Source organism: Streptococcus mitis SK597 (assembly GCF_000148545.1).
GTDB lineage: Bacteria > Bacillota > Bacilli > Lactobacillales > Streptococcaceae > Streptococcus > Streptococcus mitis_C.
Genome location: NZ_AEDV01000006.1, coordinates 1 through 19729 on the forward strand (window position 1 = coordinate 1; position 19729 = coordinate 19729).

Genomic DNA, 19729 nt, shown 5'->3' on the forward strand with positions numbered 1-19729 from the left:
GTACTACGGTAAGGCGACGCTGACGTGGTTTGAATTTGATTTTCGAAGAGTATGAGAGTCAGCTCTCGCTTTTCTCATAGTGGGAGGTAAGGATGGAACTACGCAGACCAAGATTAGCAGATAAAGAAACAGTTTTAGAGATGATGGCAGAGTTTGAAAAGAGCCAATCAGCCCATGATGGAGGATTTTGGGATACAGAGAACTTTGTGTATGAAGAGTGGTTGGAAACAAATATGCAAAAAGAGCTGGGAATAAACTTGCCTGAAAATCGTGTTCCTTCTATTCAATTTGTATCATTTGATGATGTAGGTCGTACTCTAGGATTTTTGAATCTGCGATTGAGACTGAACGAGGGGTTACTGAATTATGCTGGCCACATTGGCTACTCCATCCGTCCATCAGAAAGAGGCAAAGGTTATGCAAAAGAGACTCTCCGTCAGGGCTTGCAAGTTGCTAAGGAAAAGAGTATCAAGAAAGCTCTGGTGACCTGTAGTGTGAATAATTCTGCTAGTAGAGCAGTCATTTTAGCAAATGGTGGGCTCCTTGAGGATGTTCGTAATGAAGTCGAGCGTTATTGGATAGAGGTGGCGAATGAATAATCCAAAACCACAAGAATGGAAAAGCGAGGAACTCAGTCAAGGGCGTATCATTGACTACAAGGCCTTTAACTTTGTGGACGGCGAAGGCGTGCGGAACTCCCTCTATGTAGCAGGTTGCATGTTTCACTGCGAGGGGTGTTATAATGTTGCGACTTGGTCTTTCAATGCTGGCATTCCCTATACAGCAGAATTAGAAGAACAGATCATGGCAGACCTTGCTCAACCTTATGTTCAAGGCTTGACCTTGTTGGGAGGGGAGCCCTTTCTCAATACGGGCATTCTCTTGCCTCTTGTTAAACGCATCCGAAAGGAATTGCCAGACAAGGACATCTGGTCTTGGACCGGCTATACATGGGAAGAAATGATGTTGGAAACTCCAGATAAACTGGAACTCTTATCATTGATTGATATTCTTGTCGATGGACGATACGATCGAACTAAGAGGAATCTCATGCTCCAGTTTCGAGGTTCGTCCAATCAACGCATCATCGATGTGCAAAAATCTCTCAAAAGTGGGCAAGTAGTGATTTGGGATAAGCTTAATGACGGAAAAGAAAGCTATGAGCAGGTGAAGAGAGAGTGAAGAAAAATGACTTAATGGAAGGACTGGTTTCAGAGATAGAAGCTGGAAAAGTCAAGACACTGGGAATATACGGTCATGGGGCTTCGGGTAAATCAACCTTTGCACAGAAATTGTACCAATCTTTAGATTCTACTACAGTGAATTTGCTAGAAACAGATCCTTATATCACTTCAGAACGTCATCTGGTAGTACCAAAGCAAGCACCAGATCAAAAGGTGACAGCTTGTCTTCCAGTGGCGCATGAATTGGCAAGTTTGCGGAGAGATATCTTAGCCTTGCAGGCGGGTATGGATGTCTTGACAATTGAAGAGCCTTGGAAGGCTAGTGAGGTCTTGTCAGGAGAAAAACCAATTCTGATTGTCGAAGGGATGTCGGTAGGCTTTTTACCCAAAGAACTCTTTGACAAAACCATCTGTTTCTACACGGATGAGGAGACCGAATTAAAGCGACGCCTTGCTAGAGATACGACTATGAGAAATCGCGATACATCCTTTATATTGGCTAGTCATCAGATGAGACGGGAGCAGTATCTGCAATACTATAAAGAAACTGAGTCTAAGGCGGATGTCTTAGTGGACCAATCAGAAGGTAAATTTGAGGTCAAGAGAACTCAACTTATATAGAAGAAAATCCCTAATTTTAAAAAGAAAAATAGGAAAACAGTTTCATCGTAAAAAAACGAAAAAAACCTAACAAATCCCTTGCAATCGCAGGGGCTTTGTGTTATTCTATTATGGTGCTGTAAATTACAGCTTTAGCTTTGATGCAAGAGGTTGCGACACGCTCGGTTGCATTGCCACGCAACACCGCGTCGGTTTTCTTGTGGAGCTAGCCTATTATCTTAAATAGACGAAAAGGAGAAAAAGATGGCAAACAAAAAAATCCGTATCCGTTTGAAAGCTTACGAACACCGTACGCTTGATACAGCGGCTGCAAAAATCGTAGAATCAGCTACTCGTACAGGTGCACAAGTTGCGGGTCCAATCCCACTTCCAACTGAACGTAGCCTCTACACAATCATTCGTGCGACTCACAAATACAAAGACTCTCGCGAACAATTTGAAATGCGTACACACAAACGTTTGATCGATATCGTTAACCCAACTCAAAAAACAGTTGATGCTTTGATGAAATTGGATCTTCCAAGTGGTGTAAACGTAGAAATCAAACTTTAATCTAAAATATAAAAGAGCAGAGGCTGGTGTTTCAATTTAATTGAACACGGGCTAAACTCGGTGTGAAAAAGATAAACTTCCTAGTGTCTGCTAGACACTGCGTCAGTTTCCTATTTTCACTTTGAGTTTGACGCCCTTTGTATCTTAGACTTGAGCATAAAAAACGCTCGTTAAAAACTTTTTGAATAAAAAATATAGAAAAGGAACTATTTTCTCATGACAAAAGGAATCTTAGGGAAAAAAGTGGGAATGACTCAAATCTTCACTGAAGCTGGCGAATTGATCCCTGTAACAGTTATTGAAGCAACTCCAAACGTTGTTCTTCAAGTTAAAACTGTTGAAACAGACGGATACAACGCTATCCAAGTTGGTTTCGATGACAAACGCGAAGTATTGAGCAACAAACCTGCTAAAGGACATGTAGCGAAAGCTAACACGGCTCCTAAGCGCTTCATTCGTGAATTCAAAAACGTTGAAGGCTTGGAAGTTGGTGCTGAAATCACAGTTGAAACATTCGCAGCTGGAGACGTTGTTGACGTAACTGGTACTTCTAAAGGTAAAGGTTTCCAAGGTGTTATCAAACGCCACGGACAATCACGTGGACCAATGGCTCACGGTTCTCGTTACCACCGTCGTCCAGGTTCTATGGGACCTGTTGCACCTAACCGCGTATTCAAAGGTAAAAACCTTGCAGGACGTATGGGTGGCGACCGCGTAACAATTCAAAACCTTGAAGTTGTACAAGTTGTTCCAGAAAAGAACGTTATCCTTATTAAAGGTAACGTACCAGGTGCTAAGAAATCTCTTATCACTATCAAATCAGCAGTTAAAGCTGGTAAATAATAAAGAAAGGGGAAATCAGTCACAATGGCAAACGTAACATTATTTGACCAAACTGGTAAAGAAGCTGGCCAAGTTGTTCTTAACGATGCAGTATTTGGTATTGAACCAAATGAATCAGTTGTGTTTGATGTGATCATCAGCCAACGCGCAAGCCTTCGCCAAGGAACACACGCTGTTAAAAACCGCTCTGCAGTATCAGGTGGTGGACGCAAACCATGGCGTCAAAAAGGAACTGGACGTGCTCGTCAAGGTTCTATCCGCTCACCACAATGGCGTGGTGGTGGTGTTGTCTTCGGACCAACTCCACGTTCATACGGCTACAAACTTCCACAAAAAGTTCGTCGCCTAGCTCTTAAATCAGTTTACTCTGAAAAAGTTGCTGAAAACAAATTTGTAGCCGTTGATTCTCTTGAATTTACAGCTCCAAAAACTGCTGAATTTGCAAAAGTTCTTGCAGCATTGAGCATCGATTCTAAAGTTCTTGTTATCCTTGAAGAAGGAAATGAATTCGCAGCTCTTTCAGCTCGTAACCTTCCAAACGTGAAAGTTGCAACTGCTACAACTGCAAGTGTTCTTGACATCGCAAATAGTGACAAACTTCTTGTTACTCAAGCAGCTATCTCTAAAATCGAGGAGGTTCTTGCATAATGAATTTGTATGATGTTATCAAAAAACCTGTCATCACTGAAAGCTCAATGGCTCAACTTGAAGCAGGAAAATATGTATTTGAAGTTGACACTCGTGCACACAAACTTTTGATCAAGCAAGCTGTTGAAGCTGCTTTCGAAGGTGTTAAAGTTGCTAATGTTAACACAATCAACGTAAAACCAAAAGCTAAACGTGTTGGACGTTACACTGGTTTTACTAACAAAACTAAAAAAGCTATCATCACACTTACAGCTGATTCTAAAGCAATCGAGTTGTTTGCTGCTGAAGCTGAATAATCTAAGGAGGAAATATCGTGGGAATTCGTGTTTATAAACCAACAACAAACGGTCGCCGTAATATGACTTCTTTGGATTTCGCTGAAATCACAACAAGCACTCCTGAAAAATCATTGCTTGTTGCATTGAAGAGCAAGGCTGGTCGTAACAACAACGGTCGTATCACAGTTCGTCACCAAGGTGGTGGACACAAACGTTTCTACCGTTTGGTTGACTTCAAACGTAACAAAGACAACGTTGAAGCAGTTGTTAAAACAATCGAGTACGATCCAAACCGTTCTGCAAACATCGCTCTTGTACACTACACTGACGGTGTGAAAGCATACATCATCGCTCCAAAAGGTCTTGAAGTAGGTCAACGTATCGTTTCAGGTCCAGAAGCAGATATCAAAGTCGGGAATGCTCTTCCACTTGCTAACATCCCAGTTGGTACTTTGATCCACAACATCGAGTTGAAACCAGGTCGTGGTGGTGAATTGGTACGTGCTGCTGGAGCATCTGCTCAAGTATTGGGTTCTGAAGGTAAATACGTTCTTGTTCGTCTTCAATCAGGTGAAGTTCGTATGATTCTTGGAACTTGCCGTGCTACAGTTGGTGTTGTCGGAAACGAACAACATGGACTTGTAAACCTTGGTAAAGCAGGACGTAGCCGTTGGAAAGGTATCCGCCCAACAGTTCGTGGTTCTGTAATGAACCCTAACGATCACCCACACGGTGGTGGTGAAGGTAAAGCACCAGTTGGTCGTAAAGCACCATCTACTCCATGGGGCAAACCTGCTCTTGGTCTTAAAACTCGTAACAAGAAAGCGAAATCTGACAAACTTATCGTTCGTCGTCGCAACGAGAAATAATATTAAACTAGTCGCTTAAGCAACTAGTAAATCCGCCAGCTCGGTAGCGCTCCATGTGAGCGCAAGCCGCTGTGGTACAACATTTAAAGGAGAAAATATAAAAATGGGACGCAGTCTTAAAAAAGGACCTTTCGTCGATGAGCATTTGATGAAAAAAGTTGAAGCTCAAGCTAACGACGAAAAGAAAAAAGTTATTAAAACTTGGTCACGTCGTTCAACGATCTTCCCAAGTTTCATTGGTTACACTATTGCAGTTTATGACGGACGTAAACACGTACCTGTTTACATCCAAGAAGACATGGTAGGTCACAAACTTGGTGAATTTGCACCAACTCGTACTTACAAAGGTCACGCTGCAGACGACAAGAAAACACGTAGAAAATAAGGAGAACATAAATGGCAGAAATTACTTCAGCTAAAGCAATGGCTCGTACAGTACGTGTTTCACCTCGTAAATCACGTCTTGTTCTTGATAACATCCGTGGTAAAAGCGTAGCCGATGCAATCGCAATCTTGACATTCACTCCAAACAAAGCTGCTGAAATCATCTTGAAAGTTTTGAACTCAGCTGTAGCTAACGCTGAAAACAACTTTGGTTTGGATAAAGCTAACTTGGTAGTATCTGAAGCATTCGCAAACGAAGGACCAACTATGAAACGTTTCCGTCCACGTGCGAAAGGTTCAGCTTCACCAATCAACAAACGTACAGCTCACATCACTGTAGCTGTTGCAGAAAAATAAGGAGGTAAAATCGTGGGTCAAAAAGTACATCCAATTGGTATGCGTGTCGGCATCATCCGTGATTGGGATGCCAAATGGTATGCTGAAAAAGAATACGCGGATTACCTTCATGAAGATCTTGCAATCCGTAAATTCGTTCAAAAAGAACTTGCTGACGCAGCAGTTTCAACTATCGAAATCGAACGTGCAGTAAACAAAGTTAACGTGTCACTTCACACTGCTAAACCAGGTATGGTTATCGGTAAAGGTGGTGCAAACGTTGATGCACTCCGTGCAAAACTTAACAAATTGACTGGAAAACAAGTACACATCAACATCATCGAAATCAAACAACCTGATTTGGATGCTCACCTTGTAGGTGAAGGTATTGCTCGTCAATTGGAGCAACGTGTTGCTTTCCGTCGTGCACAAAAACAAGCAATCCAACGTGCAATGCGTGCTGGAGCTAAAGGAATCAAAACTCAAGTATCAGGTCGTTTGAACGGTGCAGATATCGCCCGTGCTGAAGGATACTCTGAAGGAACTGTTCCACTTCACACACTTCGTGCAGATATCGATTACGCTTGGGAAGAAGCAGATACTACATACGGTAAACTTGGTGTTAAAGTATGGATCTACCGTGGTGAAGTTCTTCCAGCTCGCAAAAACACTAAAGGAGGTAAATAACCAATGTTAGTACCTAAACGTGTTAAACACCGTCGTGAATTCCGTGGAAAAATGCGCGGTGAAGCAAAAGGTGGAAAAGAAGTAGCATTCGGTGAATACGGTCTTCAAGCTACAACTAGCCACTGGATCACTAACCGCCAAATCGAAGCTGCTCGTATCGCCATGACTCGTTACATGAAACGTGGTGGTAAAGTTTGGATTAAAATCTTCCCACACAAATCATACACTGCTAAAGCTATCGGTGTGCGTATGGGATCTGGTAAAGGGGCACCTGAAGGTTGGGTAGCACCAGTTAAACGTGGTAAAGTGATGTTCGAAATCGCTGGTGTATCTGAAGAGATCGCTCGCGAAGCGCTTCGTCTTGCTAGCCACAAATTGCCAGTTAAATGTAAATTCGTAAAACGTGAAGCAGAATAAGGAGAAGGCATGAAACTTAATGAAGTAAAAGAATTTGTTAAAGAACTTCGTGGTCTTTCTCAAGAAGAACTCGCGAAGCGCGAAAACGAATTGAAAAAAGAATTGTTTGAACTTCGTTTCCAAGCTGCTACTGGTCAATTGGAACAAACAGCTCGCTTGAAAGAAGTTAAAAAACAAATCGCTCGTATCAAAACAGTTCAATCTGAAGCGAAATAATAGACTAGGGAAGGAGAAATTTCAATGGAACGCAATAATCGTAAAGTTCTTGTTGGACGTGTTGTATCTGACAAAATGGACAAGACAATCACAGTTGTAGTTGAAACAAAACGTAACCACCCAGTCTATGGTAAACGTATTAACTACTCTAAAAAATACAAAGCTCATGATGAAAACAATGTTGCCAAAGAAGGCGATATCGTACGTATCATGGAAACTCGTCCGCTTTCAGCTACAAAACGTTTCCGTCTTGTAGAAGTTGTTGAAGAAGCGGTCATCATCTAATCAAACCTGAAAGGAGAAAACTGAAATGATTCAAACAGAAACTCGTTTGAAAGTCGCAGACAACAGCGGTGCTCGCGAAATCTTGACTATCAAAGTTCTTGGTGGTTCAGGACGTAAATTTGCAAACATCGGTGATGTTATCGTGGCATCTGTAAAACAAGCTACTCCTGGTGGTGCGGTTAAAAAAGGTGACGTTGTTAAAGCAGTTATCGTTCGTACTAAATCAGGTGCTCGTCGTGCTGATGGTTCATACATCAAATTTGACGAAAACGCAGCAGTTATCATCCGTGAAGACAAAACTCCTCGCGGAACACGTATCTTTGGTCCAGTTGCACGTGAATTGCGTGAAGGTGGCTTCATGAAGATCGTGTCACTTGCTCCAGAAGTACTTTAATTTTTAGAAACAAACTAGTCCCCTGGATTTACCTCCAGGGTGCCCTTATGGGCGTAAGAAAAATCAAGGAGAAACCTAATGTTTGTAAAAAAAGGCGACAAAGTTCGCGTAATCGCTGGTAAAGATAAGGGAACAGAAGCTGTTGTCCTTACTGCCCTTCCAAAAGTAAACAAAGTTATCGTTGAAGGTGTTAACATCGTTAAGAAACACCAACGTCCAACTAACGAGCTTCCTCAAGGTGGTATCATCGAGAAAGAAGCAGCTATCCACGTATCAAACGTTCAAGTTTTGGACAAAAATGGTGTAGCTGGTCGTGTTGGTTACAAATTTGTAGACGGTAAAAAAGTTCGCTACAACAAAAAATCAGGCGAAGTGCTTGATTAATCACGAAGGAAAGGAGAAGTATAATGGCAAATCGTTTAAAAGAAAAATATCTTAATGAAGTAGTTCCTGCTTTGACAGAACAATTCAACTACTCATCAGTGATGGCTGTGCCTAAAGTAGATAAGATCGTTTTGAACATGGGTGTTGGTGAAGCTGTATCAAACGCTAAAAGCCTTGAAAAAGCTGCTGAAGAATTGGCACTTATCTCAGGTCAAAAACCACTTATCACTAAAGCTAAAAAATCAATCGCCGGCTTCCGTCTTCGTGAAGGTGTTGCGATCGGTGCAAAAGTTACCCTTCGTGGTGAACGTATGTACGAATTCTTGGATAAATTGGTATCAGTTTCACTTCCACGTGTACGTGACTTCCACGGTGTTCCAACAAAATCATTTGATGGACGCGGAAACTACACACTTGGTGTGAAAGAACAATTGATCTTCCCAGAAATCAACTTCGATGACGTTGACAAAACTCGTGGTCTTGACATCGTTATCGTAACAACTGCTAACACTGACGAAGAGTCACGTGCATTGCTTACAGGCCTTGGAATGCCTTTTGCAAAATAATATAGGAGGTAAATCTAATGGCTAAAAAATCAATGATTGCTAAGAACAAACGTCCAGCGAAGTTCTCTACTCAAGCTTATACTCGTTGTGAAAAATGTGGTCGTCCACATTCAGTTTACCGCAAATTTAAACTTTGCCGTGTTTGCTTCCGTGAATTAGCTTACAAAGGACAAATCCCTGGTGTAACAAAAGCATCTTGGTAATTTAAGATATCAAGGGCGTCAAAACTCTAAGTGAAAATAGGAAACTTGACGAAGAAACTAAAGTTTCTAGGAAAGTTTATCTTTTTCACACAGAGTTTAGCCCGGGTTCAGTTGGGCTTGCCAATTTGAACACGAGTTACAGCTTTGGCAAAAAAGACCAATTTTCTTTGGAGCATTGCTCCTGCATCAAATTGCCTATTTTTGCTCTTGCTGTTACGCTCTTTGTATCATGTATTAACTAGCAAGTGCAACTTGCAAACTACTAGTAAGAGGAGAAAAACAAAATGGTTATGACTGACCCAATCGCAGACTTCTTAACTCGTATTCGTAATGCTAACCAAGCTAAACACGAGGTACTTGAAGTACCTGCATCAAACATCAAAAAAGGGATTGCTGAAATCCTTAAACGCGAAGGTTTTGTAAAAAACGTTGAAATCATCGAAGATGACAAACAAGGCATCATCCGTGTATTCCTTAAATACGGACCAAACGGTGAAAAAGTTATCACTAACTTGAAACGTGTTTCTAAACCAGGACTTCGTGTCTACAAAAAACGTGAAGACCTTCCAAAAGTTCTTAACGGACTTGGAATTGCTATCCTTTCAACTTCTGAAGGTTTGCTTACTGATAAAGAAGCACGCCAAAAGAATGTTGGTGGAGAAGTTATCGCTTACGTTTGGTAATATTTAGCTCCCAATTTCTTTGTGACTCTTCGTTATCGTCTCTTGTCTAACCCAAAGTTATGCCTGCGAGACGATGCCTAGATTCACTTTGAAATTGAAACCTAAATGTTCCTTTAAATCGAGAAATCGATTTAACCCCGTGAAAACTGGCCGTTCTGGCCTGACAATTTAACAGGAGAAAATAAACATGTCACGTATTGGTAATAAAGTTATCGTGTTGCCTGCTGGTGTTGAACTCACTAACAATGACAACCTTGTAACTGTAAAAGGACCTAAAGGAGAACTTACTCGTGAGTTCTCAAAAGATATTGAAATCCGTGTGGAAGGTACCGAAGTAACTCTTCACCGTCCAAACGATTCAAAAGAAATGAAAACTATCCACGGAACTACTCGTGCCCTTTTGAACAACATGGTTGTTGGTGTATCAGAAGGATTCAAGAAAGAACTTGAAATGCGTGGGGTTGGTTACCGTGCACAGCTTCAAGGATCTAAACTTGTTTTGGCTGTTGGTAAATCTCATCCAGACGAAGTTGAAGCTCCAGAAGGAATTACTTTTGAACTTCCAAACCCAACAACAATCGTTGTTAGCGGAATTTCAAAAGAAGTAGTTGGTCAAACAGCTGCTTATGTACGTAGCCTTCGTTCACCAGAACCATATAAAGGTAAAGGTATCCGTTACGTTGGTGAATTCGTTCGCCGTAAAGAAGGTAAAACAGGTAAATAATGTTGAGTGGTTGATTTTCAACCACCAATCTATTTTCCAACTTTGTGCATAGCACACGATTTAAAACTAAAGAGGTGAAAACTGTGATTTCAAAACCAGATAAAAACAAACTCCGCCAAAAACGCCACCGTCGCGTTCGCGGAAAACTCTCTGGAACTGCTGATCGCCCACGTTTGAACGTATTCCGTTCTAATACAGGCATCTACGCTCAAGTGATTGATGACGTAGCGGGTGTAACGCTCGCAAGTGCTTCAACTCTTGACAAAGAAGTTTCAAAAGGAACTAAAACTGAACAAGCCGTTGCTGTCGGTAAACTCGTTGCAGAACGTGCAAACGCTAAAGGTATTTCAGAAGTGGTGTTCGACCGCGGTGGATATCTATATCACGGACGTGTGAAAGCTTTGGCTGATGCAGCTCGTGAAAACGGATTGAAATTCTAATAGGAGGACACTAGAAAATGGCATTTAAAGACAATGCAGTTGAATTAGAAGAACGCGTAGTTGCTGTCAACCGTGTTACAAAAGTTGTTAAAGGTGGACGTCGTCTTCGTTTCGCAGCTCTTGTTGTTGTTGGTGACCACAACGGTCGCGTAGGATTTGGTACTGGTAAAGCTCAAGAAGTTCCAGAAGCAATCCGTAAAGCAGTAGATGATGCTAAGAAAAACTTGATCGAAGTTCCTATGGTTGGAACAACAATCCCACACGAAGTTCTTTCAGAATTCGGTGGAGCTAAAGTATTGTTGAAACCTGCTGTAGAAGGTTCTGGAGTTGCCGCTGGTGGTGCAGTTCGTGCCGTTGTGGAATTGGCAGGTGTGGCAGATATTACATCTAAATCACTTGGTTCTAACACTCCAATCAACATTGTTCGTGCAACTGTTGAAGGTTTGAAACAATTGAAACGCGCTGAAGAAGTTGCTGCCCTTCGTGGTATTTCAGTTTCTGATTTGGCATAAGAAAGGGGATAAAATGGCTCAAATTAAAATTACTTTGACTAAGTCTCCAATCGGACGCATTCCATCACAACGTAAAACTGTTGTAGCACTTGGACTTGGCAAATTGAACAGCTCTGTTATTAAAGAAGATAACGCTGCTATCCGTGGTATGATCACAGCAGTATCTCACTTGGTAACAGTTGAAGAAGTAAACTAATGAATTTTTAGGGGATGTGCAGTATACCATCCCCTAAAACTAGATATAGTCATCTATGATGGCGTCGTATAGGCGAGTTGATGGGGGAGACAACCTTTTCTCCCTTATCGGCGCTAGCATTTTACAAAAGAGGAGAAAATAAAAATGAAACTTCATGAATTGAAACCTGCAGAAGGTTCTCGTAAAGTACGTAACCGCGTTGGTCGTGGTACTTCATCAGGTAACGGTAAAACATCTGGTCGTGGTCAAAAAGGTCAAAAAGCTCGTAGCGGTGGCGGAGTTCGCCTTGGTTTTGAAGGTGGACAAACTCCATTGTTCCGTCGTCTTCCAAAACGTGGATTCACTAACATCAACGCTAAAGAATACGCAATTGTGAACCTTGACCAATTGAACGTCTTTGAAGATGGTGCTGAAGTTACTCCAGTTGTTCTTATCGAAGCAGGAATTGTTAAAGCTGAAAAATCAGGTATTAAAGTTCTTGGTAACGGTGAGTTGACTAAGAAATTGACTGTGAAAGCAGCTAAATTCTCTAAATCAGCTGAAGAAGCTATCACTGCTAAAGGTGGTTCAGTAGAAGTCATCTAAGAGAGGTGACCTATGTTTTTTAAATTATTAAGAGAAGCTCTTAAAGTCAAGCAAGTTCGATCAAAAATTTTATTCACAATTTTTATCGTTTTAGTCTTTCGTATCGGAACTAGCATTACAGTTCCCGGTGTGAATGCCAATAGCTTGAATGCTTTAAGTGGATTATCCTTCTTAAACATGTTGAGCTTGGTCTCAGGGAATGCCATGAAAAACTTCTCAGTTTTTGCTCTTGGTGTTAGTCCCTACATTACAGCCTCTATCGTTGTCCAACTCTTGCAAATGGATATTTTACCCAAGTTTGTAGAGTGGGGTAAACAAGGGGAAGTAGGTCGAAGAAAATTAAATCAAGCTACTCGTTATATTGCTCTTGTTCTAGCTTTTGTGCAATCTATCGGGATTACAGCTGGTTTTAATACTTTGGCTGGAGCTCAATTGTTGAAAACAGCTCTTACTCCACAAGTCTTTATCATGATTGGTATCATCTTAACAGCTGGTAGCATGATTGTGACTTGGTTGGGAGAGCAAATTACAGATAAGGGATACGGAAATGGTGTTTCTATGATTATCTTTGCTGGGATTGTTGCATCAATTCCAGAGATGATTCAGGGCATCTATGTGGACTACTTTGTGAACGTCCCAAGTAGCCGTATCAACTCATCTATCATTTTCGTAATTATTTTGATTATTACTGTATTGTTGATCATTTATTTTACAACTTATGTTCAACAAGCAGAATACAAAATTCCAATCCAATATACTAAGGTTGCACAAGGTGCTCCATCTAGCTCTTACCTTCCTTTGAAGGTAAACCCCGCTGGAGTTATCCCTGTTATCTTTGCAAGTTCGATTACTGCAGCGCCAGCGGCTATTCTTCAGTTTTTGAGCGCTACAGGTCATGATTGGGCTTGGGTAAGAACAGCACAAGAAATGCTGGCAACAACTTCACCAACTGGTATTGCTATGTATGCTTTGTTGATTATTCTCTTTACATTCTTCTATACGTTTGTACAGATTAATCCTGAAAAAGCGGCAGAAAACTTACAAAAGAGCGGTGCTTATATCCATGGAGTTCGTCCTGGTAAAGGTACAGAAGAATATATGTCTAAACTTCTTCGTCGTCTTGCAACTGTTGGTTCTCTCTTCCTTGGTGTGATTTCTATTTTACCGATCGTAGCAAAAGATGTTTTCGGACTTTCAGAAGCAGTTGCTTTTGGAGGAACTAGTCTTTTGATCATTATCTCTACAGGTATTGAAGGTATCAAACAATTGGAAGGTTACCTATTGAAACGTAAGTATGTTGGTTTCATGGATAGAACAGAATAAAAGTATTTACTGATACTCTTCGAAAATCAAATTCAAACCACGTCAGCTTTATCTGCAACCTCAAAGCAGTGCTTTGAGCAACCTGCGGCTAGCTTCCTAGTTTGCTCTTTGATTTTCATTGAGTATGAATCAGTAAATACTGAGGGAGTGGAGGGTTAAACTCTGACATTTGTGAGAGTTTGGTCTCCCCTCTTCTATTTTGTTTTTAAATAGGGGTGAAAAGACTTTTTGCTTCTATTTAAAAATAAAATAAGGAGATCAAATCATGAATCTTTTGATTATGGGCTTACCTGGTGCAGGTAAGGGAACTCAAGCAGCAAAAATCGTAGAACAATTCCATGTTGCACATATCTCAACGGGTGATATGTTCCGCGCTGCTATGGCAAATCAAACTGAAATGGGTGTTCTTGCTAAGTCATACATTGACAAGGGTGAATTGGTTCCTGACGAAGTTACAAATGGAATCGTAAAAGAACGTCTTTCACAAGATGATATTAAAGAAACAGGATTCTTGTTGGATGGTTACCCACGTACAATCGAACAAGCTCATGCCTTGGACAAAACATTGGCTGAACTTGGCATTGAACTAGAAGGTGTCATCAACATTGAAGTGAATCCAGATAGCCTCTTGGAACGTTTGAGTGGTCGTATTATCCACCGCGTAACTGGAGAAACTTTCCACAAGGTCTTTAACCCACCAGTTGACTATAAGGAAGAAGATTACTACCAACGTGAAGATGATAAGCCTGAGACAGTGAAACGTCGTTTGGATGTGAATATTGCTCAAGGAGAACCAATCATTGCTCACTACCGTGCCAAAGGTTTGGTTCATGACATCGAAGGTAATCAAGATATCAATGATGTCTTCTCAGATATCGAAAAAGTATTGACAAATTTGAAATAAAGCGTTTTTCACACTTGCAAAAATCCGCTACAAATGTTATACTAAGATAGTCTGACTTATAATTGTTGTCTCTGTATCTAGAGGCATCGAATCGAAATTTATGGAGGTGCTTTTGCGTGGCAAAAGACGATGTGATTGAAGTTGAAGGCAAAGTAGTTGATACAATGCCGAATGCAATGTTTACGGTTGAACTTGAAAATGGACATCAGATTTTAGCAACAGTTTCTGGTAAAATTCGTAAAAACTATATTCGTATTTTAGCGGGAGATCGTGTTACTGTCGAAATGAGTCCATATGACTTGACACGTGGACGTATCACTTACCGCTTTAAATAATCGAAAAACTTGGAGGGATAAGAAATGAAAGTAAGACCATCGGTCAAACCAATTTGCGAATACTGTAAAGTTATTCGTCGTAATGGTCGTGTTATGGTAATTTGCCCAGCAAATCCAAAACACAAACAACGTCAAGGATAAGATAGAAAGGAGAAAACATGGCTCGTATTGCTGGAGTTGACATTCCAAATGACAAACGCGTAGTAATCTCATTGACTTATGTTTATGGTATCGGACTTGCAACATCTAAGAAAATTTTGGCTGCTGCTGGAATCTCAGAAGATGTTCGTGTACGTGATCTTACATCAGATCAAGAAGATGCTATCCGTCGTGAAGTGGATGCAATCAAAGTTGAAGGTGACCTTCGTCGTGAAGTAAACTTGAACATCAAACGTTTGATGGAAATCGGTTCATACCGTGGTATCCGTCACCGTCGTGGACTTCCTGTCCGTGGACAAAACACTAAAAACAACGCTCGCACTCGTAAAGGTAAAGCTGTTGCGATTGCTGGTAAGAAAAAATAATATAGGAGGTAAAAGTCTTGGCTAAACCAACACGTAAACGTCGTGTGAAAAAGAATATCGAATCTGGTATTGCTCATATTCACGCTACATTTAATAACACTATTGTTATGATTACTGATGTGCATGGTAATGCAATTGCTTGGTCATCAGCTGGTGCTCTTGGTTTCAAAGGTTCTCGTAAATCTACACCATTCGCTGCTCAAATGGCTTCTGAAGCTGCTGCTAAATCTGCACAAGAACACGGTCTTAAATCAGTTGAAGTTACTGTAAAAGGTCCAGGTTCTGGTCGTGAGTCAGCTATTCGTGCGCTTGCTGCCGCTGGTCTTGAAGTAACAGCAATTCGTGATGTGACTCCAGTGCCACACAATGGTGCTCGTCCTCCAAAACGTCGCCGTGTATAATCATCGCATTACACTGCTTTTCGTTTAAGAGGGAGTAACTAAATGATCGAGTTTGAAAAACCAAATATAACAAAAATTGATGAAAATAAAGATTATGGCAAGTTTGTAATCGAACCACTTGAACGTGGCTACGGTACAACTCTTGGTAACTCTCTTCGTCGTGTACTTCTAGCTTCTCTACCAGGAGCAGCTGTGACATCTATCAATATTGATGGTGTGTTACATGAGTTTGACACAGTTCCAGGTGTTCGTGAAGACGTGATGCAAATCATTCTGAACATTAAAGGAATTGCAGTGAAATCGTACGTTGAAGACGAAAAAATCATCGAACTAGATGTTGAAGGTCCTGCTGAAGTAACAGCTGGTGACATTTTGACAGATAGCGATATTGAAATTGTAAATCCAGATCATTATCTCTTTACAATCGGTGAAGGTTCTTCTCTAAAAGCGACTATGACTGTTAACAGTGGTCGTGGATATGTACCTGCTGATGAAAATAAAAAGGATAATGCACCAGTTGGAACACTTGCTGTAGATTCTATTTATACACCAGTTACAAAAGTCAACTATCAAGTGGAACCTGCTCGTGTAGGTAGCAATGATGGATTTGACAAATTAACCCTTGAAATCTTGACAAATGGAACAATTATTCCAGAAGATGCTTTAGGGCTTTCAGCACGTATTTTGACAGAACATCTTGATTTGTTTACAAATCTTACTGAGATTGCTAAGTCAACTGAAGTGATGAAAGAAGCTGATACTGAATCTGACGACCGTATTTTGGATCGTACGATTGAGGAACTGGACTTGTCTGTGCGTTCATACAACTGTTTGAAACGTGCCGGTATCAATACTGTGCATGATTTGACAGAAAAATCTGAAGCAGAGATGATGAAAGTACGAAATCTTGGACGCAAGAGTTTGGAAGAAGTGAAACTCAAACTCATTGATTTGGGTCTTGGATTAAAAGATAAATAAAGGAGGAATACATGGCTTACCGTAAACTAGGACGCACTAGCTCACAACGTAAAGCAATGCTTCGCGATTTGACAACTGACCTTTTGATCAACGAATCAATCGTGACAACTGAAGCTCGTGCTAAAGAAATCCGTAAAACTGTTGAAAAAATGATTACTCTAGGTAAACGTGGTGATTTGCATGCACGTCGTCAAGCAGCTGCTTTCGTACGTAATGAAATCGCATCTGAAAACTATGATGAAGCAACTGATAAGTACACTTCTACTACAGCACTTCAAAAATTGTTCTCAGAAATTGCACCTCGTTATGCTGAACGTAACGGTGGATACACTCGTATCCTTAAAACTGAACCACGTCGTGGTGATGCAGCGCCAATGGCAATCATCGAATTAGTATAAAATCATCAATTTTGTTGAGTGTTATGATGATGGAGTCTTGTGCTCTTAGTCTAGCTCTGGTCTACCGCTAGGATTTCGGTCCTAGCGGGAACACTCATCATAAGTTGGGATAGTAGACGCTTGTTTACGAAATTGTTTTTTGCTTAAGAACAACTTCGTAAGCAGGCGTTTTTGAGTATTTTAGTTAGAATTATGCTATACTATTTGAAAAGAATCCTGTTTAATGTTCAGGTTTCCTATTAAAAGAAGAATTGGAGTTTGCTTATGAAAGCGATTATAACTGTTGTTGGTAAAGATAAATCTGGAATTGTTGCAGGTGTTTCTGGTAAAATAGCAGAATTGGGTTTGAATATTGATGATATCTCTCAAACTGTCTTGGATGAATATTTCACGATGATGGCTGTCGTCTCTAGCGATGAAAAGCAAGATTTTACCTATCTTCGTAATGAATTTGAAAGCTTTGGACAAACTTTGAATGTGAAAATCAATATTCAGAGTGCAGCGATTTTCGAAGCTATGTATAATATCTAGGAGGTGCACATGGATATTAGACAAGTTACTGAAACCATCGCCATGATTGAGGAGCAAAACTTCGATATCAGAACTATTACCATGGGGATTTCCCTTTTGGACTGTATTGATCCAGATATCAATCGTGCTGCGGAGAAAATTTATCAAAAGATTAGGACCAAGGCGGCTAATTTAGTGGCTATTGGCGATGAAATTGCAGCTGAGTTGGGGATTCCTATCGTTAATAAGCGTGTATCGGTGACTCCTATTTCTCTGATAGGGGCAGCGACAGATGAGACGGACTACGTTGTTCTGGCAAAAGCGCTTGATAAGGCTGCGAAAGAAATCGGTGTGGATTTTATTGGTGGTTTCTCTGCCTTGGTACAAAAGGGGTACCAAAAGGGAGATGAGATTCTCATCAATTCTATTCCTCGTGCTTTGGCTGAAACGGACAAGGTCTGCTCGTCAGTCAATATCGGCTCAACCAAGTCTGGTATCAATATGACGGCTGTCGCAGATATGGGACGTGTTATCAAGGAAACGGCTACTCTATCTGATATGGGAGCAGCCAAGTTGGTTGTATTCGCTAATGCTGTTGAGGACAATCCATTTATGGCGGGTGCCTTCCATGGTGTTGGGGAGGCAGATGTTATCATCAATGTCGGAGTTTCCGGTCCTGGTGTGGTGAAACGTGCCTTGGAAAAAGTTCGTGGACAGAGCTTTGATGTAGTAGCCGAAACAGTTAAGAAAACTGCTTTTAAAATCACTCGTATCGGTCAATTGGTTGGTCAAATGGCCAGTGAGAGACTGGGTGTGGAGTTTGGTATTGTGGACTTGAGTTTGGCGCCAACTCCTGCAGTTGGGGACTCTGTGGCACGTGTCCTTGAAGAAATGGGGCTAGAGACAGTTGGTACGCATGGAACGACGGCTGCCTTGGCTCTCTTGAATGACCAAGTTAAGAAGGGCGGAGTGATGGCCTGCAACCAAGTTGGTGGTTTGTCTGGTGCCTTTATCCCTGTTTCAGAGGATGAGGGGATGATTGCTGCAGTGCAAAATGGCTCTCTTAATTTAGAAAAACTAGAGGCCATGACGGCTATCTGTTCCGTTGGTTTAGATATGATTGCCATTCCGGAGGATACACCTGCTGAAACCATTGCGGCTATGATTGCAGATGAAGCTGCAATTGGTGTCATTAACATGAAAACAACAGCTGTTCGTATCATTCCAAAAGGAAAAGAAGGCGATATGATTGAATTTGGTGGCCTATTAGGAACTGCACCAGTTATGAAGGTTAATGGGGCTTCGTCTGTCGATTTCATCTCTCGCGGTGGACAAATTCCAGCACCAATTCATAGTTTTAAAAATTAAAAAAATAGGAGAAATTTTAAGTTCTATTTAAGGTTGGATGTGTATACTATAATCATTAAATAAAGACCTCCTAATATTATTTGAAACAGATAACACTGATTTAGTTTGAATTTGATTTTCATCTAATATCTTTATTTAATAGAACTCCTAAACTTTTTCATAATAATCTCCTGCAAAAGTCGCCTGTCTGGGTGGCTTTTGTTTTATCATCCATGATATAATAGAAGCAAACGGAGGACGGAAAATGGTAAAAGTACGATTGTATTTGGTACGTCATGGCAAGACTATGTTTAACACGATTGGTCGCGCGCAAGGTTGGAGCGATACTCCTTTAACAACTGAAGGTGAACGAGGGATTCAAGAATTAGGAATCGGTTTGCGAGAATCTGGTCTACAGTTTGATCGCGCTTATTCGAGTGATTCTGGTCGCACAATTCAGACAATGGGAATCATCCTTGATGAACTTGGCTTGCAGGGGAAAATCCCTTATCGCATGGACAAGCGTATCAGAGAATGGTGTTTTGGTAGCTTTGACGGGGCCTACGATGGCGATCTTTTCATGGGCATTATTCCTCGTATCTTTAATGTGGACCACGTTCACCAATTGTCTTATGCTGAACTGGCTGAGGGTTTGGTAGAGGTCGATACAGCTGGTTGGGCTGAAGGATGGGAAAAACTCAGTGGCCGAATCAAGGAAGGTTTTGAAGCGATTGCCAAAGAAATGGAAACGCAAGGTGGGGGCAATACCCTAGTCGTGAGCCACGGAATGACCATTGGAACCATTGTGTATCTGATTAATGGCATGCATCCGCATGGTCTAGATAATGGTAGCGTGACGATCCTTGAATATGAGGACGGTCAGTTTAGCGTTGAGGTTGTCGGCGATCGTAGTTACCGAGAACTAGGACGTGAGAAGATGGAGGAAGTCTCTATTTAATACTCTTCGAAAATCTCTTTAAACCGCGTCAACGTCGTCTTGCT

At 41.1% G+C, this 19729-nt stretch carries 35 protein-coding genes; all 35 read left to right on the forward strand.

Annotation, left to right across the window (positions count from 1 at the left end; genetic code table 11):
• Positions 1-92: 92 nt before the first annotated feature.
• The 35 genes from SMSK597_RS03875 (at position 93) to SMSK597_RS04045 (ending at position 19685) form a co-directional block, all read left to right on the forward strand.
• A complete protein-coding gene (locus SMSK597_RS03875; RefSeq protein ID WP_000423399.1) occupies positions 93-599 on the forward strand; it encodes a GNAT family N-acetyltransferase in 507 nt (168 codons plus the stop codon).
• The gene (gene nrdG / locus SMSK597_RS03880) at positions 592-1182 is read left to right on the forward strand and encodes an anaerobic ribonucleoside-triphosphate reductase activating protein (RefSeq protein WP_001064208.1); all 591 of its coding nucleotides are present in this window, start codon (positions 592-594) and stop codon (positions 1180-1182) included. The genes SMSK597_RS03875 and nrdG overlap by 8 nt, the downstream gene beginning before the upstream one ends.
• Positions 1179-1805 carry a uridine kinase family protein gene (locus tag SMSK597_RS03885; RefSeq protein WP_000739164.1) on the forward strand — a complete coding sequence of 209 codons (627 nt, stop codon included), beginning with the start codon at positions 1179-1181 and terminating at the stop codon, positions 1803-1805. The genes nrdG and SMSK597_RS03885 overlap by 4 nt, the downstream gene beginning before the upstream one ends.
• Before the next feature lie 243 nt (positions 1806-2048).
• Positions 2049-2357 carry a 30S ribosomal protein S10 gene (gene rpsJ, locus SMSK597_RS03890; RefSeq protein WP_001284513.1) on the forward strand — a complete coding sequence of 103 codons (309 nt, stop codon included), beginning with the start codon at positions 2049-2051 and terminating at the stop codon, positions 2355-2357.
• 216 nt (positions 2358-2573) lie between these two features.
• Entirely contained in the window at positions 2574-3200 is a 627-nt protein-coding gene (rplC, locus tag SMSK597_RS03895; protein WP_000160197.1) for a 50S ribosomal protein L3, read from the forward strand.
• A gap of 24 nt (positions 3201-3224) precedes the next feature.
• Positions 3225-3848, forward strand: a complete 624-nt coding sequence (gene rplD, locus SMSK597_RS03900; protein WP_000024539.1) for a 50S ribosomal protein L4 — start codon at positions 3225-3227, stop codon at positions 3846-3848.
• Positions 3848-4144, forward strand: a complete 297-nt coding sequence (locus SMSK597_RS03905; RefSeq protein WP_001055347.1) for a 50S ribosomal protein L23 — start codon at positions 3848-3850, stop codon at positions 4142-4144. Before rplD ends, SMSK597_RS03905 begins: the two co-directional genes overlap by 1 nt.
• 17 nt (positions 4145-4161) lie before the next feature.
• On the forward strand, positions 4162-4995 hold the full coding sequence (rplB, locus tag SMSK597_RS03910) for a 50S ribosomal protein L2 (RefSeq protein WP_000512911.1): 834 nt from the start codon (positions 4162-4164) through the stop codon (positions 4993-4995).
• Between the two features lie 103 nt (positions 4996-5098).
• Complete coding sequence (gene rpsS, locus SMSK597_RS03915) at positions 5099-5380, forward strand: 30S ribosomal protein S19 (RefSeq protein ID WP_000533766.1); 282 nt, start codon at positions 5099-5101, stop codon at positions 5378-5380.
• Positions 5381-5391: 11 nt separating this feature from the next.
• Entirely contained in the window at positions 5392-5736 is a 345-nt protein-coding gene (rplV, locus tag SMSK597_RS03920) for a 50S ribosomal protein L22 (RefSeq protein WP_000818137.1), read from the forward strand.
• Positions 5737-5748: 12 nt separating this feature from the next.
• On the forward strand, positions 5749-6402 hold the full coding sequence (rpsC, locus tag SMSK597_RS03925; RefSeq protein ID WP_000529936.1) for a 30S ribosomal protein S3: 654 nt from the start codon (positions 5749-5751) through the stop codon (positions 6400-6402).
• Between the two features lie 3 nt (positions 6403-6405).
• The gene (rplP, locus tag SMSK597_RS03930; protein WP_000960946.1) at positions 6406-6819 is read left to right on the forward strand and encodes a 50S ribosomal protein L16; all 414 of its coding nucleotides are present in this window, start codon (positions 6406-6408) and stop codon (positions 6817-6819) included.
• Positions 6820-6828: 9 nt separating this feature from the next.
• On the forward strand, positions 6829-7035 hold the full coding sequence (gene rpmC, locus SMSK597_RS03935) for a 50S ribosomal protein L29 (protein ID WP_000772918.1): 207 nt from the start codon (positions 6829-6831) through the stop codon (positions 7033-7035).
• Positions 7036-7059: 24 nt separating this feature from the next.
• On the forward strand, positions 7060-7320 hold the full coding sequence (gene rpsQ, locus SMSK597_RS03940; RefSeq protein WP_000440801.1) for a 30S ribosomal protein S17: 261 nt from the start codon (positions 7060-7062) through the stop codon (positions 7318-7320).
• Positions 7321-7345: 25 nt separating this feature from the next.
• Positions 7346-7714 (forward strand): 50S ribosomal protein L14, encoded by a 369-nt coding sequence (rplN, locus tag SMSK597_RS03945; RefSeq protein WP_000616545.1) that lies wholly within the window; start codon positions 7346-7348, stop codon positions 7712-7714.
• A 78-nt stretch (positions 7715-7792) separates the two neighbouring features.
• Positions 7793-8098 carry a 50S ribosomal protein L24 gene (gene rplX, locus SMSK597_RS03950; RefSeq protein WP_000497691.1) on the forward strand — a complete coding sequence of 102 codons (306 nt, stop codon included), beginning with the start codon at positions 7793-7795 and terminating at the stop codon, positions 8096-8098.
• 23 nt (positions 8099-8121) lie between these two features.
• Positions 8122-8664 carry a 50S ribosomal protein L5 gene (gene rplE / locus SMSK597_RS03955; RefSeq protein WP_000013542.1) on the forward strand — a complete coding sequence of 181 codons (543 nt, stop codon included), beginning with the start codon at positions 8122-8124 and terminating at the stop codon, positions 8662-8664.
• 17 nt (positions 8665-8681) lie between these two features.
• Positions 8682-8867, forward strand: coding sequence for a type Z 30S ribosomal protein S14 (locus SMSK597_RS03960; protein WP_001085697.1), 186 nt, complete (start codon positions 8682-8684; stop codon positions 8865-8867).
• Between the two features lie 284 nt (positions 8868-9151).
• Positions 9152-9550 (forward strand): 30S ribosomal protein S8, encoded by a 399-nt coding sequence (rpsH, locus tag SMSK597_RS03965; RefSeq protein ID WP_000245504.1) that lies wholly within the window; start codon positions 9152-9154, stop codon positions 9548-9550.
• A 187-nt stretch (positions 9551-9737) separates the two neighbouring features.
• The gene (gene rplF / locus SMSK597_RS03970) at positions 9738-10274 is read left to right on the forward strand and encodes a 50S ribosomal protein L6 (protein WP_000086635.1); all 537 of its coding nucleotides are present in this window, start codon (positions 9738-9740) and stop codon (positions 10272-10274) included.
• 83 nt (positions 10275-10357) lie between these two features.
• Positions 10358-10714, forward strand: a complete 357-nt coding sequence (gene rplR / locus SMSK597_RS03975) for a 50S ribosomal protein L18 (RefSeq protein WP_000624044.1) — start codon at positions 10358-10360, stop codon at positions 10712-10714.
• 17 nt (positions 10715-10731) lie between these two features.
• The gene (rpsE, locus tag SMSK597_RS03980) at positions 10732-11226 is read left to right on the forward strand and encodes a 30S ribosomal protein S5 (RefSeq protein ID WP_000874202.1); all 495 of its coding nucleotides are present in this window, start codon (positions 10732-10734) and stop codon (positions 11224-11226) included.
• Positions 11227-11239: 13 nt separating this feature from the next.
• A complete protein-coding gene (gene rpmD, locus SMSK597_RS03985; protein WP_000057241.1) occupies positions 11240-11422 on the forward strand; it encodes a 50S ribosomal protein L30 in 183 nt (60 codons plus the stop codon).
• A 144-nt stretch (positions 11423-11566) separates the two neighbouring features.
• Positions 11567-12007, forward strand: a complete 441-nt coding sequence (gene rplO, locus SMSK597_RS03990; RefSeq protein ID WP_000766088.1) for a 50S ribosomal protein L15 — start codon at positions 11567-11569, stop codon at positions 12005-12007.
• A gap of 12 nt (positions 12008-12019) precedes the next feature.
• Positions 12020-13330 (forward strand): preprotein translocase subunit SecY, encoded by a 1311-nt coding sequence (gene secY / locus SMSK597_RS03995; protein WP_000465403.1) that lies wholly within the window; start codon positions 12020-12022, stop codon positions 13328-13330.
• A 265-nt stretch (positions 13331-13595) separates the two neighbouring features.
• Entirely contained in the window at positions 13596-14234 is a 639-nt protein-coding gene (locus tag SMSK597_RS04000; RefSeq protein ID WP_001050436.1) for an adenylate kinase, read from the forward strand.
• A 116-nt stretch (positions 14235-14350) separates the two neighbouring features.
• Complete coding sequence (infA, locus tag SMSK597_RS04005; RefSeq protein ID WP_001029883.1) at positions 14351-14569, forward strand: translation initiation factor IF-1; 219 nt, start codon at positions 14351-14353, stop codon at positions 14567-14569.
• A gap of 24 nt (positions 14570-14593) precedes the next feature.
• Positions 14594-14710 (forward strand): 50S ribosomal protein L36, encoded by a 117-nt coding sequence (gene rpmJ, locus SMSK597_RS04010; RefSeq protein ID WP_001808836.1) that lies wholly within the window; start codon positions 14594-14596, stop codon positions 14708-14710.
• A gap of 17 nt (positions 14711-14727) precedes the next feature.
• Positions 14728-15093 carry a 30S ribosomal protein S13 gene (gene rpsM / locus SMSK597_RS04015; protein ID WP_000090781.1) on the forward strand — a complete coding sequence of 122 codons (366 nt, stop codon included), beginning with the start codon at positions 14728-14730 and terminating at the stop codon, positions 15091-15093.
• A gap of 17 nt (positions 15094-15110) precedes the next feature.
• Positions 15111-15494 carry a 30S ribosomal protein S11 gene (gene rpsK, locus SMSK597_RS04020; RefSeq protein WP_001118385.1) on the forward strand — a complete coding sequence of 128 codons (384 nt, stop codon included), beginning with the start codon at positions 15111-15113 and terminating at the stop codon, positions 15492-15494.
• Between the two features lie 42 nt (positions 15495-15536).
• Positions 15537-16472, forward strand: a complete 936-nt coding sequence (locus tag SMSK597_RS04025; protein WP_000568988.1) for a DNA-directed RNA polymerase subunit alpha — start codon at positions 15537-15539, stop codon at positions 16470-16472.
• An 11-nt stretch (positions 16473-16483) separates the two neighbouring features.
• Positions 16484-16870, forward strand: a complete 387-nt coding sequence (gene rplQ / locus SMSK597_RS04030) for a 50S ribosomal protein L17 (RefSeq protein WP_000331493.1) — start codon at positions 16484-16486, stop codon at positions 16868-16870.
• Positions 16871-17134: 264 nt separating this feature from the next.
• On the forward strand, positions 17135-17401 hold the full coding sequence (locus SMSK597_RS04035) for an ACT domain-containing protein (RefSeq protein WP_000644125.1): 267 nt from the start codon (positions 17135-17137) through the stop codon (positions 17399-17401).
• Between the two features lie 9 nt (positions 17402-17410).
• Entirely contained in the window at positions 17411-18748 is a 1338-nt protein-coding gene (locus SMSK597_RS04040) for a PFL family protein (protein ID WP_000354888.1), read from the forward strand.
• A 244-nt stretch (positions 18749-18992) separates the two neighbouring features.
• Entirely contained in the window at positions 18993-19685 is a 693-nt protein-coding gene (locus SMSK597_RS04045; RefSeq protein WP_000241555.1) for a histidine phosphatase family protein, read from the forward strand.
• Positions 19686-19729 lie beyond the last annotated feature (44 nt).